General features: G+C 69.9%; 17 protein-coding genes. 12 read left to right on the top strand and 5 right to left on the bottom strand.

Annotated elements, in window-relative coordinates; genetic code table 11:
• Positions 1-6: 6 nt before the first annotated feature.
• Positions 7-1,251: a hypothetical protein gene (locus tag OID54_RS20295; RefSeq protein ID WP_329021485.1), complete on the bottom strand. Its 1,245-nt coding sequence runs from the start codon at positions 1,249-1,251 to the stop codon at positions 7-9.
• A gap of 306 nt (positions 1,252-1,557) precedes the next feature.
• Between OID54_RS20295 and OID54_RS20300 the strand changes: the two genes are divergently transcribed.
• Entirely contained in the window at positions 1,558-1,986 is a 429-nt protein-coding gene (locus OID54_RS20300) for a DoxX family protein (protein WP_329021487.1), read from the top strand.
• A 126-nt stretch (positions 1,987-2,112) separates the two neighbouring features.
• Here the strand turns inward: OID54_RS20300 and OID54_RS20305 are convergent, their stop codons facing one another.
• Both OID54_RS20305 and OID54_RS20310 read right to left on the bottom strand, forming a co-directional pair.
• Complete coding sequence (locus tag OID54_RS20305) at positions 2,113-2,775, bottom strand: response regulator transcription factor (RefSeq protein ID WP_329027659.1); 663 nt, start codon at positions 2,773-2,775, stop codon at positions 2,113-2,115.
• 113 nt (positions 2,776-2,888) lie between these two features.
• Positions 2,889-4,127 carry a sensor histidine kinase gene (locus OID54_RS20310; protein ID WP_329021489.1) on the bottom strand — a complete coding sequence of 413 codons (1,239 nt, stop codon included), beginning with the start codon at positions 4,125-4,127 and terminating at the stop codon, positions 2,889-2,891.
• A gap of 420 nt (positions 4,128-4,547) precedes the next feature.
• On the opposite strand from OID54_RS20310, the gene OID54_RS20315 reads away from it, so the two are divergent.
• On the top strand, positions 4,548-6,731 hold the full coding sequence (locus tag OID54_RS20315) for an MMPL family transporter (protein WP_329021490.1): 2,184 nt from the start codon (positions 4,548-4,550) through the stop codon (positions 6,729-6,731).
• Between the two features lie 150 nt (positions 6,732-6,881).
• On the opposite strand, the gene OID54_RS20320 is transcribed toward OID54_RS20315, so the two are convergent.
• The gene (locus tag OID54_RS20320) at positions 6,882-7,280 is read right to left on the bottom strand and encodes an SHOCT domain-containing protein (protein ID WP_329021492.1); all 399 of its coding nucleotides are present in this window, start codon (positions 7,278-7,280) and stop codon (positions 6,882-6,884) included.
• A 433-nt stretch (positions 7,281-7,713) separates the two neighbouring features.
• A complete protein-coding gene (locus OID54_RS20325; RefSeq protein ID WP_329021493.1) occupies positions 7,714-8,577 on the bottom strand; it encodes a helix-turn-helix domain-containing protein in 864 nt (287 codons plus the stop codon).
• A 110-nt stretch (positions 8,578-8,687) separates the two neighbouring features.
• Between OID54_RS20325 and OID54_RS20330 the strand changes: the two genes are divergently transcribed.
• From OID54_RS20330 to OID54_RS20375, 10 genes are all read left to right on the top strand, one after another.
• On the top strand, positions 8,688-9,683 hold the full coding sequence (locus OID54_RS20330) for an ABC transporter substrate-binding protein (protein WP_329021494.1): 996 nt from the start codon (positions 8,688-8,690) through the stop codon (positions 9,681-9,683).
• Positions 9,680-10,543 carry a siderophore-interacting protein gene (locus OID54_RS20335; protein ID WP_329021495.1) on the top strand — a complete coding sequence of 288 codons (864 nt, stop codon included), beginning with the start codon at positions 9,680-9,682 and terminating at the stop codon, positions 10,541-10,543. The genes OID54_RS20330 and OID54_RS20335 overlap by 4 nt, the downstream gene beginning before the upstream one ends.
• The gene (locus OID54_RS20340; RefSeq protein WP_329021496.1) at positions 10,533-11,612 is read left to right on the top strand and encodes a FecCD family ABC transporter permease; all 1,080 of its coding nucleotides are present in this window, start codon (positions 10,533-10,535) and stop codon (positions 11,610-11,612) included. Before OID54_RS20335 ends, OID54_RS20340 begins: the two co-directional genes overlap by 11 nt.
• Positions 11,609-12,634 carry a FecCD family ABC transporter permease gene (locus OID54_RS20345; protein ID WP_443055642.1) on the top strand — a complete coding sequence of 342 codons (1,026 nt, stop codon included), beginning with the start codon at positions 11,609-11,611 and terminating at the stop codon, positions 12,632-12,634. The genes OID54_RS20340 and OID54_RS20345 overlap by 4 nt, the downstream gene beginning before the upstream one ends.
• A complete protein-coding gene (locus OID54_RS20350; RefSeq protein ID WP_329021498.1) occupies positions 12,631-13,407 on the top strand; it encodes an ABC transporter ATP-binding protein in 777 nt (258 codons plus the stop codon). Before OID54_RS20345 ends, OID54_RS20350 begins: the two co-directional genes overlap by 4 nt.
• A gap of 788 nt (positions 13,408-14,195) precedes the next feature.
• Positions 14,196-15,134, top strand: a complete 939-nt coding sequence (locus OID54_RS20355) for an aKG-HExxH-type peptide beta-hydroxylase (protein WP_329021499.1) — start codon at positions 14,196-14,198, stop codon at positions 15,132-15,134.
• Positions 15,104-16,342 (top strand): YcaO-like family protein, encoded by a 1,239-nt coding sequence (locus OID54_RS20360; protein ID WP_329021500.1) that lies wholly within the window; start codon positions 15,104-15,106, stop codon positions 16,340-16,342. The genes OID54_RS20355 and OID54_RS20360 overlap by 31 nt, the downstream gene beginning before the upstream one ends.
• A gap of 6 nt (positions 16,343-16,348) precedes the next feature.
• Positions 16,349-17,095 carry a class I SAM-dependent DNA methyltransferase gene (locus tag OID54_RS20365; RefSeq protein WP_329021501.1) on the top strand — a complete coding sequence of 249 codons (747 nt, stop codon included), beginning with the start codon at positions 16,349-16,351 and terminating at the stop codon, positions 17,093-17,095.
• A complete protein-coding gene (locus tag OID54_RS20370) occupies positions 17,088-18,296 on the top strand; it encodes a cytochrome P450 (protein WP_329021502.1) in 1,209 nt (402 codons plus the stop codon). Before OID54_RS20365 ends, OID54_RS20370 begins: the two co-directional genes overlap by 8 nt.
• Positions 18,297-18,301: 5 nt before the next feature.
• Positions 18,302-18,499 carry a ferredoxin gene (locus OID54_RS20375; protein ID WP_329021503.1) on the top strand — a complete coding sequence of 66 codons (198 nt, stop codon included), beginning with the start codon at positions 18,302-18,304 and terminating at the stop codon, positions 18,497-18,499.
• The last annotated feature ends 49 nt before the right edge of the window (positions 18,500-18,548 follow it).

The following is an 18,548-nucleotide window of genomic DNA, read 5'->3' on the forward strand; positions in this document are numbered from 1 at the left end:
GGAGTCTCACAAACCGGCGTCGAACTCCGGTTTCACGACGATGATGCGCCACCGCCGCAGTTCCTCCGCAAGGGTCAGCTCCACCCGGACCGCCAGCGCCCTGAACAGGACCACCGCATCAGGGGTGGCGGGCTTGGACAGCAGGGTGCGCAGGGTGTTCTCGTGCCCCAGCAGTTCCTGACGGGTCTCCCGGTAGGAGGCGGCCAGCCGCTGGGCGGCGAACAGGTTCTGGATCGCCAACACGGCGTTGCACAGGGGCGGGAGGCCCGCGGCCAGCAGGGCGACGATCGCCGCCGTCGTCGACGGGGTGTGACCGTCCGGGCCGGCCAGCAGCAGGGCGGCGTAGCACAGGGCGACGGCGATGCCGGCGAGCACCATCGCCTTGGCCACCCGGCCGAGGGACCTCTCGGTCCGCTCGCACTTCTCGACGGACAACTCCATGAACAGGGCCTGACGCCTTATGCGGTAGTCCAGATAGGTCCGCATCCGGTCGACGACGTCGGGCGCGGGACCCTGCTGGGGGGAATTGCGGCGCCACACCTCGTCCTGCCAGTGGTGCTCGTCGCCGAGCGTCGTCCGATCGGCGAAACGGTTCAGTTCGTCGAGTTGGGCCTGTTCGGCGTTGGAGAGGACGTTCAGCCGGGCGTCGCGCACCCGCTCCGCGTCTTCGGAGGACAGCCCGAGATAGGGCCCGACCCCGGCGAGGAGCAGAAACATCTCCCGGCGGAACACCTCGCCCCGCATCCGACTGACCACCCAGGGCCTGGAAGGCTCCTGCCCCGTCCAGATGGTCCAGATCATGGCGACCAACAGCAGGCACTCGGCCAGGATGAAACCGATCGCCAAGGACTCGCCGTTGTTGAGGAACACGGTCTGCACGGTCAGGAACAGCACGGCGAGCGCCGGCAGCACCGCAAGGCGGATGCCCACGGCCCGGAAGTCGCCCTGGTGATCCACCGGATCATTTCCGGACGGCCGTCGCAGCACCCCCGCATAGTCGATCGGCGGACGGACGTCCGCTCCAGGCGTCCAGGCGTCCCGCTGCGCCCGGCTGGCTCTCCTGCGCCGTCGATGTGCCCATTCGCGTCCGATGCGATAGCCGCTGTCGATCAGTACGAGCAGCCAGAACGCCCCGGCGACCGGGGTGAGGACCAAGAAGGCGGACAACCCGGTGATCGAGGCCGCAACGACCAGCCCTGCGAAAACGACCGTACTCGCGACAACGACGACAGCCCGTGCGGCAGCCAGCATGTTCCCCCCTACAGCGGCGCGTCACTCGACGCTATCGAAGATTCCCAAGCTGCTGCTCCGGAACCCTGGACCCCCGAACGAGGCGTCCCCGTTCGCCAGCGGCTTCGGCGCACGGTCTTCGTCGGGAGGCGGGGGCCGAGGGCCGGGGGCAGGGGTCGGGGCTCGGCCGGACGGGGGAGCTCTCGCCCGTCCGGCGGCCGTGCGCGGCCGTGCGGGTGCCGGCCGTGCCGGACGGTGGTGCACTGGATCGGGTCGTATCCGGCATCAGGGCCGCACGGCGACGGCCAACGCACATCGGAGGCAACCGTGGAGCCGTTCATCGCCCTCGTCGTGGGGCTCGTCGTGGCCCGGGTCATCGGCTGGGCCGGAGTGGACGCGCTCGACAACTGGCAGAACGCCCTCAAGGTCGGCGTGGCGCTGATGTTCCTGCTCGCGGCGTTCGCCCACTTCCACCCCAAGCTGCGTCCGCAGATCGTCGAGATGGTTCCGCCGGTGTTGCCGCGACCGGAGCTGCTGGTGAACATCACCGGCGCACTGGAGATCGCCGGGGCGGTCGGCCTGCTGATCCCCGCCACCTCCACCTGGGCGGCGATCGGCCTGATCCTGCTGATGGCGGCGATGTACCCGGCCAATGTCTCCGCCGCCCGCCGAAAGGTGGCCCAGGGCGATCCGATCGGACCGCGTACGGTCTTCCAACTCGTCTACATGGGAGCTGCGGCGCTCACCCTCGTCTGAACCGCCCGTCGAGCGCGGGAGCCGTGCGCTGCGCCCGTGGCGGGATTCCCGCGCCACGCCTGTGCCCGGGGTCGCCGCCGGGCGGGGCCGGCGGGGTGCGGCTCCGGGCCGCCGAACTGTCTGGCCCTACGTTCCGTCGGAGCCCGCACCACGGGCCTGGACCAGACCGGATTCATAGGCCGCGATGACCGCCTGCGCCCGGTCGCGGACGTTCAGCTTGGCGAAGACGCTGGTGATGTGGTTCTTCACGGTCTGGACCCCGATCTGCATGCTCCGGGAGATCTCGCCGTTGTCGAGCCCCGAGGCGATCAACCGCAGCACCTCCACCTCCCGCGGGGTGAGTTCGGAGAGGTCCTTGGAGACGGTCTGCTCGGTGATGAAGGTGGCGATCAGCCGGGTCAGCATCCGGGGGGCCACGACCGCCTCGCCCATGTCGACGGTGTGCAGCGCCGAGGCCAACTCCTCCGGGGACACGTCCTTGGGCAGGAAACCCGATGCACCCGCTCGCAGGGCGCGGATGACGTACTCGTCGATGTCGAAGGTGCTCAGGGCCAGCACCCGGCACTCGGGCAGTTCGACGGTCAGCCGTTCCGTGGCGCGCACCCCGTCGAGCACGGGCATCCGGATGTCCATGAGGATCACCCGGGGGCGCAGTTCATGGGCCGCGGCGATGGCCTGTTCGCCGTCGGCGACCTCACCGACGACCTCGATGCCGGGTGCGTTGCGCAGGATCAGGGCCAGGCCGCGACGGACCAGGGGCTGGTCATCGGCTATGAGCACGGTGATCATCCCGGAACGGTCCGGAGCGGTCGGTACGGAGGACGGGTCCGGGCCGGGGCGGTCCACCTGCGGGGAGGTGGTGCCGGTGAGGGCCGGGGTGCCGTCGGCGGGGGCGGACAGTGTCATCGGACCCTCACTCCTCGATCGTCGTTGTGGTCGGTCAGCGGCACTGTCGCCGTGACCCTGAAGCCGCCCTGGTCACGCCTGCCGACGTCCAGTGAGCCCCCGTGCACGGCGACTCTCTCGCGCATTCCCAGCAGACCGTATCCGCCGCCCGTCACGCCCTGGGGGCGCTGGCCTCCGGCACCGTCGTCGGTGATCTCCAGGGTGATCCGGTCGGGCAGATAGCCGAGGTGGACATCGGCGCTGGCGGGGCCCGCGTGCTTGCGGACGTTGGTCAGTGCTTCCTGGGCTATCCGGTAGAGGGTGAGACCCACGGTCGTCGGCAGTGGCTGCGGCTCACCGGTGACGACGAGCCGCGCGGACAGACCGCTGGCCCGGGACTCGGCGATCAGGGCGTCGAGGTCGGCGACGCCCGGCTGCGGCTGCGAGGGCGCTTCCTCAAAGGTGTCGTCGCCCCGCAGCACACCGAGCATCTGTCGCATCTCGCGCAGCGCCGTACGGGCGGACGCCTCCAGGGTGACGAGTGCCTCCCTGGAGGTCTCCGGGTCCTGTTCCAGATGGGTCCTCGCCCCTCCGGACATCAGATACATGGTGGTGATGTGGTGGGCCACCACATCGTGGAGTTCCCGGGCGATACGCCGTCGCTCCTGTGCCACCGCGCGCTCGGCCAGGAGTTCCCGGTTGAGGTCCAACTGACGGCGCCACTTGCGGACCCACCACCCCAGGATGACCACGAAGAACAGTCCGAGGCACTCTCCCGCCAGATCCTGCGGGCGCATGCCGTTCCAGAGACCGCGGAAGACCTGGACCAGTTGGATCACCACGAAGGCGAGTGCCACCGTGCGTGGAGGGCAGAGCCTGGTGATCGCGTACATGGCGAGCAGGGTGGGGACGCCATTGCCGTGGGCCATGGGGGTCGCCAGGCTCGCAACGGTCTGGAGGGTCAGGATTCCCACGAGCGCGGCCAGGGGATGTTCGCGCCGGATCAAGAGGGGCAGTGCGGACAGGACGAGCAGGATCACACCTACGGGCGTGATCTGTTTCCCGTTGGCCAGGCTCGTCCCCGTGTAGTCGAGGATCTCCAGTGCGGCGACCACCAGGACCAGGACGTCCCCGCGGAGCCAGGAGAGCGCCGGGGACATCAATCCGCGTTCGCCCGCGAGTTGCCACCACCACCGAGGGTCCAGCCGAACACCGCGGGCCCGGACGGGGACCGCGGTACGGGGGTCGGGGCCCATCGGGGCGCCTCCTTCACACAGGTGGAACGGGGATACGGGAACGGCGGTGGCGGTCCGACCTGCTCGGGAGTGCATCGTCCCTCACACACTTCCGAGCAGGTCGGCACGGCCGCCGAGGGAGACCGAGGGTGTTGTGGGGCGGGCCCCCGTCGGGTGACGGTCCCCCGGAATCGTGCGGTCCATCGCATCACATCCCACCGTCGTCGCCATCCTCACCTGGGACGACACCCACCCAGGACCCTGGTCCTGGGTCCCGCGCACCCCGGACCCCGGTCCGGACCGCGGCCCCTTCCCCCGGCCGATGCCCCCGCGATGCCTTCCCTGATGGGCTGTGGAGAGTCCGAAGGGTCCGTGCAGCCAATTGCCGAGAGAAGAAAAATGATTCGCAGTCTGACATCGTTCGCGACGCGTCGTCGGTGGGTGACGATCATCATCTGGACCCTCCTGGGCGCGGCGCTGACCGTCGTAGGGCAATCCATGATGTTCAGCGCCACCGATTCGCAGGCGGGTGACTTCCTGCCCAAGGGCTACGATTCGGCTGCGGCTCTGAAAATAGCCGAGGACGAGTTCGACGCGAAACCCGACGGCAATGCGGCGACCGTTCTCGTCGCCAGGACCGACGGGAAGAAACTGACCGTCCAGGACCGCAAGGAGATCGGCGAAACCACCGCTGAACTGGGCGATCGTCGAGTCGTCGGGCCCAAGCCCGAGATGCCGCTGATGAAGGACCACTCCCAGACTCCGCGGGTGTCCGTGGGCCCCATGGCCCCTGACGGCTCCTTCCAACTGCTCTCGGTCTCCGTCACCGGAAACATGAACGACCCCGGGCTCCGGGAGATCTATCGGGAATTCCGTGACACCGCCGAGGAGGAATTCGGCGACAAGGGAATGCGCGTCGGATTCACGGGCGGCATCGCCAGCACCACGGACACCGTGGAAGCCGGCGAATTCCGCGAGAAGATCATCGGCGTTCTGACGGTGGGCCTGATCGTCCTGCTGAACGTACTGGTGTTCCGCAGTGTGCTCGCCGCGCTGCTCCCGTTGATCGCGGTGTCGTTGATCGGTGGCGTCGCCGCCGGAGCGGTGGCCGGATCGGCGGAGCTCTTCGACATCAAGCTCGATGCGTCCACACCGTCCCTCATCACCGTTGTGCTGCTGGGCATCGGCATCGACTACTTCCTCTTCCTGCTCTTCCGGTTCCGTGAGCAGTTGCGCACCCACCCGGAGCAGGACGCGGTGACGGCGGCGACCGAGACGGCGGGACGGGTGGGCAACGCCATCCTGTCCGCGGGGCTCACGATCGTCGCGGCGTTCGCCACACTGGGTGTCGCGAGCTTCGGGCAGTTCCGGGTCCTCGGCCCGGCGATCGCCATCTCCGTGCTCGTGATGCTGCTGGCGAGCCTCACCCTGATGCCCGCACTCCTGGCGGTCAGCGGACGTGCCATGTTCTGGCCCTCGAAGGCGTGGAAGAAGGAACGCCAGGGCGGCGTCAGTGCCCGCCTCGGGCTGGAGATCACCCGACGGCCCGTGCGCTACCTCCTCGGCACCCTGGCGTTGCTGGGGGTGCTGTCGGCCGGTGTGGTCGGTGTGAAGATGAGCTACGACCCGGCCGGTCTGCCCGAGACGGACGCGGTCAAGGTCGCCGCGGAGATCTCCCGCAGCCTGCCCGCGGGCGCCACCGATCCGCACACCGTCTACGTCCGCAGCGAGAGCGGCACCCTGCGGCCGGACGCACTGTCCGGTCTGACCAACTCGCTCGCCAAGGTCGAAGGAGTGGGGCAGGTGGCTTCGCCCACCCTCAACCCCGATCGCACGGCCGCCCGCATCGATGTGATCCTGGCCGTCAAGTCCGACACCCAACAGGCCCGTGACCTGGTGTCCGGCCCCGTACGATCCGCCATCGAGAAGAACACCCCCGAGAACACCGAAGCGCACATCACGGGCACAGCGGCCGTCTTCGCCGACATCGCGACCGCCGTGGAGAAGGACCTACGGCTGGTCTTTCCGATCGCAGCCGCTCTGATCGCCCTGATCCTGCTCCTGCTGCTGCGTTCGGTGCTGGCCCCGCTGGTGCTCATGATCGCGGTGGGACTGGGATTCGCGGCCACCCTCGGTGCGGGCACCTTGGCCTTCCAACACCTGCTGGACCGACCGGGCATCTCGTTCACACTGCCGTTGGTGCTGTTCCTCTTCGTCGTCGCACTCGGCACCGACTACAACATCCTCATCAGCGACCGGATCAGGGAAGAGATGGACAAGCCGGTCTCCGTGCGGCACGCCGTGGCCGAGGCCGTGCGTCACACCGCACCCGCCATCGCCACCGCGGGCCTGGTGCTCGCGGGTTCCTTCGCCAGCCTGGTCGCCAACCCGGCGACCCAGGAGGTCGGCTTCGCCACCGCCCTGGGCATCGTGTTGTCCTCGTTCGTGCTGTCGATCGTCCTGGTCCCGGCGGTGGCCGTACTGCTGGGCCGTGGACTGTGGTGGCCGCGGCGACCTGACCGCACCGCGGGGCGCCATGCCTCGGAACGCCAGGAAACCCAGCCAGCCGAGCAGGCCCACCCGTACCCGGCGCAGCAACTCCACGACGAGTACCCGGTCCGCTAACACGGCCTGGCACATCGACGACCGTCGGCCCGGATCCCCGCCCGCCTCACCAGGAGGGGAGCGGACGATCCGGGCCAGCGGTTGTCGAGAAGTCCGGCGTCAAGGAGTCCGGCGCTGCGGCGGACGAAAAGATCGTCAGCCGGGGCGGGTTCAGGCGAGCAGCTTCTCCTTCGCCTTCTGGAAGTCATCGTCGCTGATGACGCCCCGCTCCTTCAGCTCCGCCAGTCGGGCGAGGTCATTCACCCCGTTGCCTCCGCCACCACCGGAGCCGGCTGCATCGCGGACGTACGCCTTGAAGGCGGCGTCCCGGTCCTGGACTGCCTGGAGGTCGCGCTTGCCCATGGACTTGCCCCGGACGATCAAGTAGATCAGGACGCCCACATAGGGCAGCACGATGACCAGGACGACCCAGCCGGCCTTGCCCCAACCGTGCAGCTCGTGGTCGCGGAAGATGTCGCCGACGACCTTGAACAGCAGGAACAGCCACATGATCCAGAGGAAGAACCAGAGCATGGTCCAGAACAGGTTGAGAAGCGGATAGTCGTCCACGGTCGGCTCCGTTCACTTGGGACCGCGATGTGCTGCCGGGGCAACGCCCGGTGCGTCCGCAGGGGCGGTACCCCGGTCCCGGCCCCGTTGCGCTCGTGGGGTCGGCACTGCGGGGCGCATCGGACCCCGGTGCGGGGCAGCTCCGCCGATGAGCCCGGGCCACTCCGTTCCGGGAGTCGTTGGCTTCAGTCAAGGAGGGACCGGTGGCCGGCGCACCTTCATCTACGCCGTTCGGGTGTTCCTCTGCTGTCGACAGCCTGCACGGTCGAGGGTTCCGTACGGACCGCGGGCCTGGCCGGCCAGCCGCGGGCGGTGTTGCCGGCCGGACGGCCAGCACGCGATGATTTTCGTCCGCCGCGACCGGTACGTATGGGTTGTGCTCCTTCTCGCTGCTCACTCAAGTGCGCCTACCGGCGCGCAGAGGGGTGAGTCCTCAGCCGGTGTCGTTCCGGCGCAGCTCGCGGACATAGCGGCCTGGGGTCACTCCGTACTCCTTCGCGAACGCCGCCACGAAGGCCGACGGGCTGGCGTACCCGACGCGGTGGGCGACAGTGGTGACTCCTTCGACCCCCAGCAGGACCCGGGCCGTCCGCAGTCGCAGCCGGGTGCGCCAGTGGGTGTAGGGCATCTGGAACTCGCGCAGGAAGTCGCGCTGGAGGGTCTTGGCGCTGATGTGGAGCCGTGCCGCCCACTCGTCGAGCGGGGTGTCGTCGCTGGGGTCGTGCGAGAGCGCCCGGGCGACGGCCAGGGCATGACCGTGCCCAGTAGGGCCGGTGGGGCGGGAGTCCTTAGGGGTCGCCGCTGGCCGGCCGGGTCGGGTGGCGCTCGCGGTGACCTCGAAGGACGAGGGGCGCAGGGCCGTCATCAGATGCTCCCGGGCATCCAGCGCTGTGTCCTCGTCGCACCCCGGGCTGCCCATCGTCTCGATGAGCCGCGCCACCTCGCGGTCGATCTCGACCGGGCCCGTGCGCAGGTCCGCCAGTGCGTCGGGCGTCTGGCGCAGACAGATCCGGTAGACGGTCTGCCGGTCCGACGCGCGCACCTCGTGGTTCACGGCCCGTTCCGACCAGAACCCTTCCTGCGGGCCGACGAAGCGGCTGTGCCTCCCGTAGACCGTGGACAGCATTCCGTCGGGTGACCAGTAGAGCTGATGGAGGAAGTCCTGTCGGTTGGCGCCGAACTCCAGTGCTCCCGCTGAGAGATAGCGGAACACGAGGATGCCGGAGGGGCGCCCGAGCCCGTATCCGTACTCCTCACAGCGGGCCGGAGCCGTTCTGATGTGTCCTGTGGCCGACATGAACTGTCCTGTCATCGACATCGAAACGAAATCAGGTAAGGCTAGCCTAAGCAAGTCGCCCGCAGGTTCCGGGGTGGCGTACTGGCTGTGCACCCCGAAGGAACGCGCTCATGTCCTCTCGTCCCTCACTCCGTCTCACCGGAGCTCTGGCGCTCACGACCGCCCTGTTGGCCGGTTGCGGCTCGTCCGACTCCGACGCCTCGTCCACGGCGGACAAGACCCGGGTCTACGCGGCGGACAACGGCAAGATCAAGATCCCCGTCAAGCCGGAGCGGGTCGTCGCCACAGGCTATGCGGTGCCGGTGCTGATCGAGGCGGAAGCGCCGCTGGTGGGCATATCCACCTGGGACCGGGGGCTGGCGATGATGGAGAAGGACGACCTCGCCACCTACAACAAGCTGAAGAAGGTCGCGGGCGCCATGGCCGCGGAGACGAACTACGAGGCCATCGCCTCCGTCAAGCCGGACCTCATCGTCATCGGAGTGCCCAAGCCGGTGCTCGCCGACATCGACATCAAGCGGCTTGAGACCATCGCCCCCGTGGTCGCGATCGGTCCTACCCGGCCGTCCGCCTGGCGTGAACTGTCCGAGCGGCAGTCCGATGCCGCCGGTCGTCTCGACGACTTCGAGAAGGGCCGCGAGACCTACAAGAAGAAGTCCTCCGAGCTGACCGCCAAGTACGCCGATGCACTGGGCGGCCTGGAGTTCGGTCACGTCGGCGGCTACGGAGACATCGCGAAGGGCACCTTCCAGCGGGAGTTCGGCTCGTCCTGGGGCACCAACATCGCCCAGGACATCGGGGTCAAGTACCCCGGTGAAGTGGCCAAGAAGGGTGGCGGCGCACTCGATGTCGCCGAGTTCCCCTCCATCGAGAAGCTGCCCCAGAGCCTCGGCAGCGCCGATGCCATCACCTACTCCGTGGAGGACGACGGATCGGTGAGCGAGGCGGTGCAGTACGTGCTCGACTCCAAGCTGTGGAAGAACCTGCCCGCGGTCAAGGCCGGCAAGGTCTTCCCGCTCAAGTACACCGAAGCGGCCACCTACACCTCCGCCCTGAAGACCCTGGACGCCGTCGACGAGGCGCTCGCGCCGCTGCTCAAGCCATGAGCACGCCCCCACAGCACCACCGCCATGAGCCGCAGGGCCGCCAGGACCCGGGCGGCCGGGTCGCAGCCCACCACCGGGAAGGCCGCGGTATCGCCCGCATCGGGTACCCGATCGGCATCCGCACCGTCGAGGTCCTCCGCACAGAGCAGTTGAACCCGCACATGCTGCGGCTGACCCTCGGTGGGCCCGCGCTCGACGGCTTCCACACCCACCAGGCCGACGACCACGTCAAGCTCGTCTTCCCCGATGCGGACGGCGCGCTCCGGCTGCCCACCGCCAACGCGGAACTCGCCCTCGACTGGCCCCGCCCCCTGCCCACCACCCGTAAGTACACCGTCCGGCGCTTCGACGCCGACACCCGCGAACTGGACCTCGACTTCGTGGTCCACACCGGCGGCATCGCCTCCGAGTGGGCACGCGCGGCCCGGCCGGGCGATCAGATAGCGATCGCCGGCCCACCCGGAGCCAAGGCGTTCCCGCACGCGTACGACCACTACGTGTTCGCCGTCGACGCCACCGCCCTCCCTGCCGCCGCCCGCTGGTTGGAGGAGTCGTCGCAGGACGTCTCGGCGGACCTCGTGATCGAGACCGGCCACTCCGAGGAGCACGCCTATCCGCTCGCCCACCGCGACGGGGTGCGCATTACCCGCCTGGTGCGCGAGGACGACCGGTCGCACCTCGCGGCGACCGTCACCGCACTGACCCTCCCCACCTCGGCCACCTCGTCCGCTCCGCGGATCTTCCTGTTCGCAGCCGGCGAGGCGGAGGACATCAAACCCCTGCGCGCCTGGGCCAAGGGCCGGCTGGACGCCCTGTTCACGGGGTACTGGAAGCGCGGAGTCGCCGGCCTTGAGGACTGATCCGCCGACCGTCGCCGCGAAGACTGCTCCACACCCCGCCAGGGGAGCGGAGCAGTCTCCGGCGTCCGGGCCCGACCGCGCACCGGGGGAGGGGCCGGCCAAGGCCGTGTTCCTCCTCGCCGGTGTCGCCCTGCTGCTGCTCGTCGCCGGTGCGAGCGTCGGCATCGGCGCACAGACGGTCGCCCCCGCCGACATCTGGCGGTCCTTCACCGACTACACCGGCGCCGACCACCAACTGATCATCCGCGACATCCGGGTGCCCAGGACGGTCCTCGGCATCGGCGCCGGAGCCGCCCTCGCCGTCGCGGGCGCCCTGATGCAGACGCTGACCCGCAACCCCCTCGCCGAACCCGGCATCCTCGGTGTGACCGCGGGCGCGGGCTTCGCCATCACCCTGGGCACCGTCTTCGGGATCGCGCGGTCCCAGCCGGCGCAGTTGGCGTTGGCTCTCCTCGGAGCGCTGCTCGCCGCGCTCGCCGTCCACTTCGTGGGGCGGACCTCGCCACTGCGGCTGGTCCTCGCGGGCATCGCCCTCAGTTCCGTACTCGCCGGCGTATCGCTCGGGTTGCGGCTGGTGTTCCCGGATGTCTTCGACCACTTCCGGTTCTGGGCCGTCGGTTCACTGGCCGGGCGGGAGCAACTGCCGATAGCCCTGCCGATGCTCACCATCGCCGCCGCACTCATCGCGGCGATGGCCCTCACCAAGGCCCTGAACGCCCTGTCGTTGGGGGAGGACGTCGCCCACGCACTCGGCATCCACGTCGTACGCTCCCGGATCGCGGTCCTCGCGGTGATCACCGTGCTCGCCGGCGCCGCCACCGCGGTGGCCGGGCCGATCGTCTTCCTGGGACTGATGGTTCCGCACATCGCCCGACGGCTGGCCGGCGCCTCCGTGCCCTGGCTCATGGCGTACTCACTCGTCCTGGGCCCGGTGCTGCTGCTGGTCTCCGACATCGGCGCCCGAGTGGTGCTCACCACCGGTGAAGTGCCCGTGGCCGTCATCACCGCCTTCCTCGGCGCCCCGGTCCTCATCTGGACCGTCCGCCGCCACGGGGCGATGGCCCCATGAACCTGCTCACCCAAGACGCTCCGGCGCTGCCGAGGGCCTTCGGCCCCGAACGTCGTACGGTCATGGGCTGTGCGGTGCTCCTCGCCGTACTTCTGGTGCTCGCCGTCGCCGGCCTGTGCCGGGGGGACACCTGGAACACCCCGCTGGAAGCACTCGCCGCGCTCACCGGACGGGGTGAGTCCGTGGTCGTCGTACAGGAATGGCGACTGCCCCGCGTCACCGCGGGAATCGCCTTCGGCGCGCTCCTCGGCTGCGCGGGCGCCGTCTTCCAGAACCTCACCCGCAATGCGCTGGGCAGCCCGGACGTCATCGGCCTCGACGCCGGCGCCTACACCGGCGCCCTCGTCGCGATCACCGTGCTCGCCGGGACCTCCGCACAACTCGCCGTCGGCTCGGTCATGGGTGGACTCCTGGCCGCTGCGGTCATCGTGCTGCTGTCGGTGCGCTCCGGGATCAGCGGGATGCGGCTCATCGTCATCGGCATCGCGGTCAACGCCATGCTCACCGCGTTCAACTCCTGGATCGTGCTCCGCGCCGAACTCGACGTCGCCTTCGCCGCCGCCGGCTGGAGCGCGGGTTCCCTCAACGGCATCGGCTGGGACGACCTCACCCTGCCCCTGTGCGTTGCCGTGGCACTCGCGGCACTGCTCGTCGGGGTCTCCCGCGCCATGCACCAGACCGCGCTGGGCGATGAACTCGCCATCACCTCCGGCGTCAGCCTGGGCCGACACCGAATGCTGACCATCGTCGCCGGAGTGGGGTGCACCGCCATCGTGACCGCCGTCGCAGGACCGATTGCCTTCATCGCGCTGGCCGCACCCCAGATCGGCCGCCGTCTCACCGCGGCGCCCGGCGTGCCCCTGCTGCCGTCCGCCCTGACCGGCGCGGTGCTGCTGTTGGCAGCCGACCTGGTCGCCCAGACCCTCATCGCCCCCATCGCGCTCCCGGTCGGAGTGGTGACGACCGCGATCGGCGGGCTCTATCTGCTCTGGCTGCTCATCAAGGAAGTCAACCGACCGTGACCGCACGACTGACCGCACAGGACCTCACTCTGGCCTACGGCGACCGGACGGTCGCCACCCATCTCACGCTCACCGTCCCCGACGGCGCGTTCACCGCGATCGTGGGCGCCAACGCCTCGGGCAAGTCAACCCTGCTGAGGGCCTTCGTCCGGCTGCTCAAGCCCACTGCCGGAACGGTCTCCTTCGACGGGCGTGACATCGCCGTCTACAAGCCCAAGGCGATCGCGCAGCAGATCGGATTCCTCCCCCAGGAACTCACCGCGCCGGACAACCTCCTGGTGCGCCAACTGATCGCCAGGGGACGCTTCCCACACCGCTCGGCGCTCTCGCTCGGCACCGCCGATGATGAACGCGCCGTGCGGGAGGCGATGGCGGCGGCCGGTGTCACCGAACTGGCGAACCGCCAGGTCACCGAGCTCTCCGGGGGGCAGCGCCAACGTGTCTGGGTGGCGATGGTGCTGGCGCAGGAGACCCCGTATCTGCTTCTCGACGAGCCGACGACCTTCCTCGACCTGGCCCATCAGTACCAGTTGCTGGCCCTGCTGGCTGAGCTCCGGGACAAGGGGAGGACGGTGATAGCGGTGCTCCACGACATCAACCAGGCGTGCCGGTTCGCCGATCATCTGGTGGCGATGAAGGAGGGCCGTGTCTTTGCCGAGGGGCCACCGTCCGAGATCGTTGACGCGCCCTTGATCGAAGAGGTCCTCGGGCTGCCCAACGTCGTCGTGCCGGACCCGGTGACCGGTACCCCGATGGTGGTCCCCGTCACCTGACAGCCGCCTCCCGGCAGGGCCTGCCCCGATCCCCCGCCATCTGACAGCCGCCTCCCGACCCCGCCCGCGCCGATCCCCCGACCCCGACCCGCGCCGGTGGACGCAGCCGTGGAGCCGTCGGTACGAAGCCGGCTGCGGGTGGTGCGAGATCCGGCCCCTCTGGGCGGACACCCACCCGCGGCGCAGGCGCATCCGGCCGTGTTGTCAGCGCACCTACGGCTGTGCGTGCCCTCCTGAGGACCGTGGCGGGTGCGCGGTATCCGCAGGACCGGGCGGCATCAGCAAAGCGGAATCACTCCCTCCGGCGTGGGTGGCAAGGCGTATTCAGGACGCCTCCACACAGTCCATTAGTCGTTGTGCGCACATGGGCACCCTGGCGGCCGGGTGCGGCTTGGCCGACGATGGGGCCGCCGGTGGACTCCCACCGACGGCGGTGGGCCGGGGTAGGCGAAGGGAGTCTCGATGAACGAAGAGATCGAGCAGGTAGAGGAAGCCGAACTGCCCGAGTTCGCGCTGATGGTCGACCTCCCTGACTAGAGAGCTGGCGCAACGTCCACAGTGCGGCGGACCTCTTCGGTCCGTCGCACGTCGGGCCGCCCCGCAGCCGGACACCCCTGCCGTCCCCGATCAAACCGGGGCAGTCCCCCCGTACGACACCCTGTGCCCGCCCGTTGCCGTACCGCCGCGGACCCGGTGGCCGGCACTCGTCGGAGCTCATGTGCTTCAGGGTGCGACCCGGGCCGCCCGCACCACCCACAGCACCGTTCGAAGGCCGAGGAGGGGGCGGTATGCACGTAGAGCCGGATGCGGTGGACGCCGTCGACGAACGCATCGGACTGCTGAAGCTCCTGCGTGATGTGCTCGAACGGGCGGGGCTGGTGCCACCATCGGACGATCGACTGCACCACCCGGCCGCCGTGGACGCCGTACACACCGCACAACGCGCCCTGCGGTCAGGGCGGCTCGACGACGACCGACGGCAGAGCGTGCAGGACGTCCTCGATCGACTTCCGCCGCCCGCCTTCGGACCGGCCGCACCACAGAGCCACCTCCACCGCAGTGTGATGCGCGCCCTGCGCTCGATCCCGCCTCGCCAGGACGCCGACGGAGCACCGGTCACCATCGACATCGCGCCCTGGCGACCCGCGGAACACGAGGTGTTGAACCGGACGGTCACCCTGCTCGACCGGATCTGGCCCGAGTCCCTCGCCGAACTGCGGGCCACGGTCATGGAGATCGCCCTGCTCACCGGCAATGCGATCAACGGGTACACCGACTTCACCGTCCACGGCACCGTATTGATCAACCGTACGCGGCTGACCGACGCCGCCGACGGGCTGCCCGGGCCGGTGCGCTTCGCCGAAGCCCTCGTGCATGAGGGCGCCCACACCCGGTGCAACGCCGCCGCCGTGGCCGACCCCTTCCTCCAGCCCGAACCGGCCGCGGACTCCGGCCCTTCGAGCGGACACGTCCTGGTCGCGACACCGCTCCGAGCCGACTTCCGACCGCTGAGCGGCCTCTTCCAACAGACCGTCGTCCTCGCCCGGAGCGTGCAGTTGTACCGACGGCTCGACGACCATCACCCCGCGATCGACACCCGAAGGACCCGACTCCTCGACTCCGCCGACCAGGCCGTCACCACCCTGACCGCCCACACCGGAGCGCTGACCCCACGGGGCCGGAAGGTGCTCGCCGAATGCGCCGCCGTACTGGGAAGCCAGCGGTGACCGACTGGACTCCGCAGCTGTTCACGCCCTACCCGGACCACCCCGATGTCGTGATGGCCCGGATCGCCGCCCGATCCGCCGCGTTCGGCGCCACCAGCGCGGCCGGGGGCGCGCCCGTACTCGTGGGCAGCGCCACCGGGCACCGCCGCGAGCGGGTGGCCGCTGGCGCCCGCGGTGAACTGCTGGAGCGCCTCGGCAATGTGATGGCCGGACGGGAAGCCGAAGCCGCCGCCGAGACGGTGGGCACCCTCGCAGAGCTGCGGGAGGCAGGGCACCCGGTGCTGGAGCCGAAAGTGCGGCCCGACGCCCGAAGGCTCTGGGTCCGGGGGCGTACCGTCCGGGGCGCCGATGTTCTGGTCGCCGCCAGTTCGGTGTTCCTCCAACACCGCCCACCACCGCGGTGCGAAGGCGTCCCCGCGGTGGGCTCCACCGGTGTCGCCGCCCACCCCGATCCCACCGCGGCAATCCGTCACGCCGCCTGGGAGGTGCTCGAACGTGATCTGGTCCGCCGCAGTTGGTACGGGCTCGACCCGCAGCCCCCGGTTCGACTCACCACCCGGGTGCCATCACCACTGGCCGAACTGATCCTGGCCCAGCAGCTGGTCGCGACCGCGTTCCGCGTCCCCGCGCCGACCGGTGCCGTCTGCGCCGTGGTGTGTCTGCACCGGCCCGACGGCTCGGGTCAGACATTCGGTGCCCGATGCGGACCGGCGACCGCCGTTCCCGCGTTGGTGGAGACGGCGGCCTACGAGGCACTGATGGTGCGGTGGAGCATGGACACCCCCGTCGCCCGACGCACCTGGGACCAATGGCACGGCAGCAGCCCGCCCACCACCGCCGTCCAGCACGCCCTGTGGGCCTACCACCGGCAGGACAGCCTACGACTGTGGGGAGTGCGGACCCACGAGCGACCGCGGGACCGTGACACCCCCTACCGACCGCGCCGGTTCACGAGCGCACTGCCCGACGGACCCACCGACCGAAGGGCAGCAGCCCCAGGGGAAACAGACGCGTTCACCGACCCGGCCGGTACCGGGCCCGATCCGCTGGCCCTCCTCGCCCGGCACACCGGCCGCGAGGTGATCACCGTCGAGACCACCGCCAAGCCCGCCCGGGACGCGGGCGTACGCGTGGTGCGCGTGCTCGCCCCCGGAGCCGGCCCCCTGCCCTCCCGTACCGATTCCGGCCCACCACACCCCTTCGGCTAGGAGCCCATGAACCCCGACCACCCCACCTCACGGACCTGGTACGCCATCGAGTTCGCCGACGACTACGACCGCTGGTTCGGCAAACGCCGCACCAGCGGCGCAACCGTGGCCGCACTCGCCGGGCTCGCCGGGCCCGGCCCCGTGCTCGAACTCGGCATCGGCACCGGACGGATCGCCCTGCCCCTGCGGGAACGCGGACTCGACGTGCACGGCGTCGACGGCTCCGAGGCCATGGTCCGACGGCTACGGGCCAAACCGGGCGGCACGAAGATACCGGTGACCATGGGCGACTTCGCGGAGGTCCCCGTCACCGGTGAATTCTCGCTGGTCTTCCTCGCCGGGGGCACCTTCGCCGAACTGCCCGACCAGGCGAGCCAAGCACGCTGCTTCGAACGAGTCGCCCAACACCTCGCCCCCGAAGGGGTGTTCGTATTCGACGCCCATGTACCCGAAGCCCTCGCGGTGGCCACCGGTCCCGAGGTGGTGATGGAGGGCGAGGACCACATGGTGTTGTGCTACCGCAAGCTCGACCCATCGGCGCAGCGGTACCGCTCGCACTACGTCATCCACGCGGACGGTGTGACCCGACACATGCACGTCGAGTTCCGCTACGCGGGCTGCGGCGAACTCGATCTGATGGCGGGCCGGGCCGGCCTCAGGCTCAAAGAGCGTTGGGGCGACTGGGAAGGCGCGCCCTTTGGCCAGGGCAGCTCGTACCACGTCTCCGTCTACGAACGCGGCGACCGTGACTGACCGGCCGATGGAGCTGCGTCGTACCGACCACCTGCCGGCCTTTCCCTTCCCCACCGGAGAAGGACTCGCACCACTGCCCGAGTTCGCGGAGCTGCGCCGCAAGGACCCGGTCGTGAGGGTGCGCCTCCCCAGTGGGGACACGGCCTGGCTGGTGACCCGGCACACCGATGTACGACGCGTCCTGACCGACCCCCGATTCAGCCGCTCCCGCGCCACCCGCGGCACGGGCCCCCGGATCAACCGCACGCCCACACTGCCCGATTCCATCCTCGCCGCCGATCCCCCCGACCACTCCCGGCTGCGCAGACTCATCGCACCCGCGTTCACCGGCCGGCGCGCCGAGGCGATGCGCCAGGACATCGCCGCCCTGAGCGACCGGTTGCTGAACGACCTCGCACGGCAGCCGTGCCCCGCCGACCTCGTCACCCACTTCACCCGTCCGCTGCCGCTCGCCGTCATCTGCGATCTGCTGGGCACACCGCGGGTGGACGGCGCGCAGCTCGACCACTGGAACGAGGCGCTGCGCAGTGTCACCGCGCTGAGCGACGCCGAGGTCACCGCGGCGGTCGACGAGATCACCGACTACCTCACGGCGTTGATCACACACAAACGCGGCCACCCCGCCGACGATGTGCTGAGCGCGCTGATCGCCGCCCGGGACGAGGACGACCGGCTGAGCGAAGCGGAACTCGTCTCGTTCTGCATCGTGCTGTTGGCCGGTGGCTACGGCACCACGTCGAACCGGCTCGCCGGACTCGTCCATCTGCTGCTGGACCAGCCGGAACGCTATGCGCTCCTGTGCCGCGAACCAGCACTCATCCCGGATGCGGTCGAGGAACTCCTGCGGTACGCGCAGGCCACCCTCGGCGCCAATCTGCGGGTGGCCACCGAGGACACCGTGCTCGGCGGGGTGAGGGTCAAGGAGGGCGAGGCGGTCATCGCACCCACCTCATCGGCCAACCACGACGAACAGGTCTACCCGGACCCCGAACTGCTGGACCTCACCCGGGCGGCACCCGCGCACCTCGCCTTCGGACACGGCGCCCACTTCTGTGTTGGCGCCCAACTCGCCCGCGTCCAACTCCAAGAGGCGATCGCCGGTCTGACCCGACACTTTCCCAGCCTGTACGGAGCAGGCCGACCCGACTGGACACACGGTCTGACCACCCGTGCGCCCCGAACGCTGCCGGTGGGGTGGTGAGGCCGATGTCACGACGGATCGAGATCGACCGGGATATCTGCATCGGGTCCGGGCTGTGCGCGGCGACCGCTCCGCGACACTTCGCCCTGGGGGAGGACCGGCGCTCACGCATCCTGCCCGACGCGGGCGAGCCGGACGAAGAGGTGGCGGACGCTGTGGACTTCTGTCCGGTGGAGGCCATCTCCCTGCTGTCCGAACCATGATGGCTGTCGTGCTCATGGTGAGGGGCGCAGCTGCGAGTGGCCGAGTTGC

Source organism: Streptomyces sp. NBC_00690, from assembly GCF_036226685.1.
Lineage (GTDB): Bacteria > Actinomycetota > Actinomycetes > Streptomycetales > Streptomycetaceae > Streptomyces.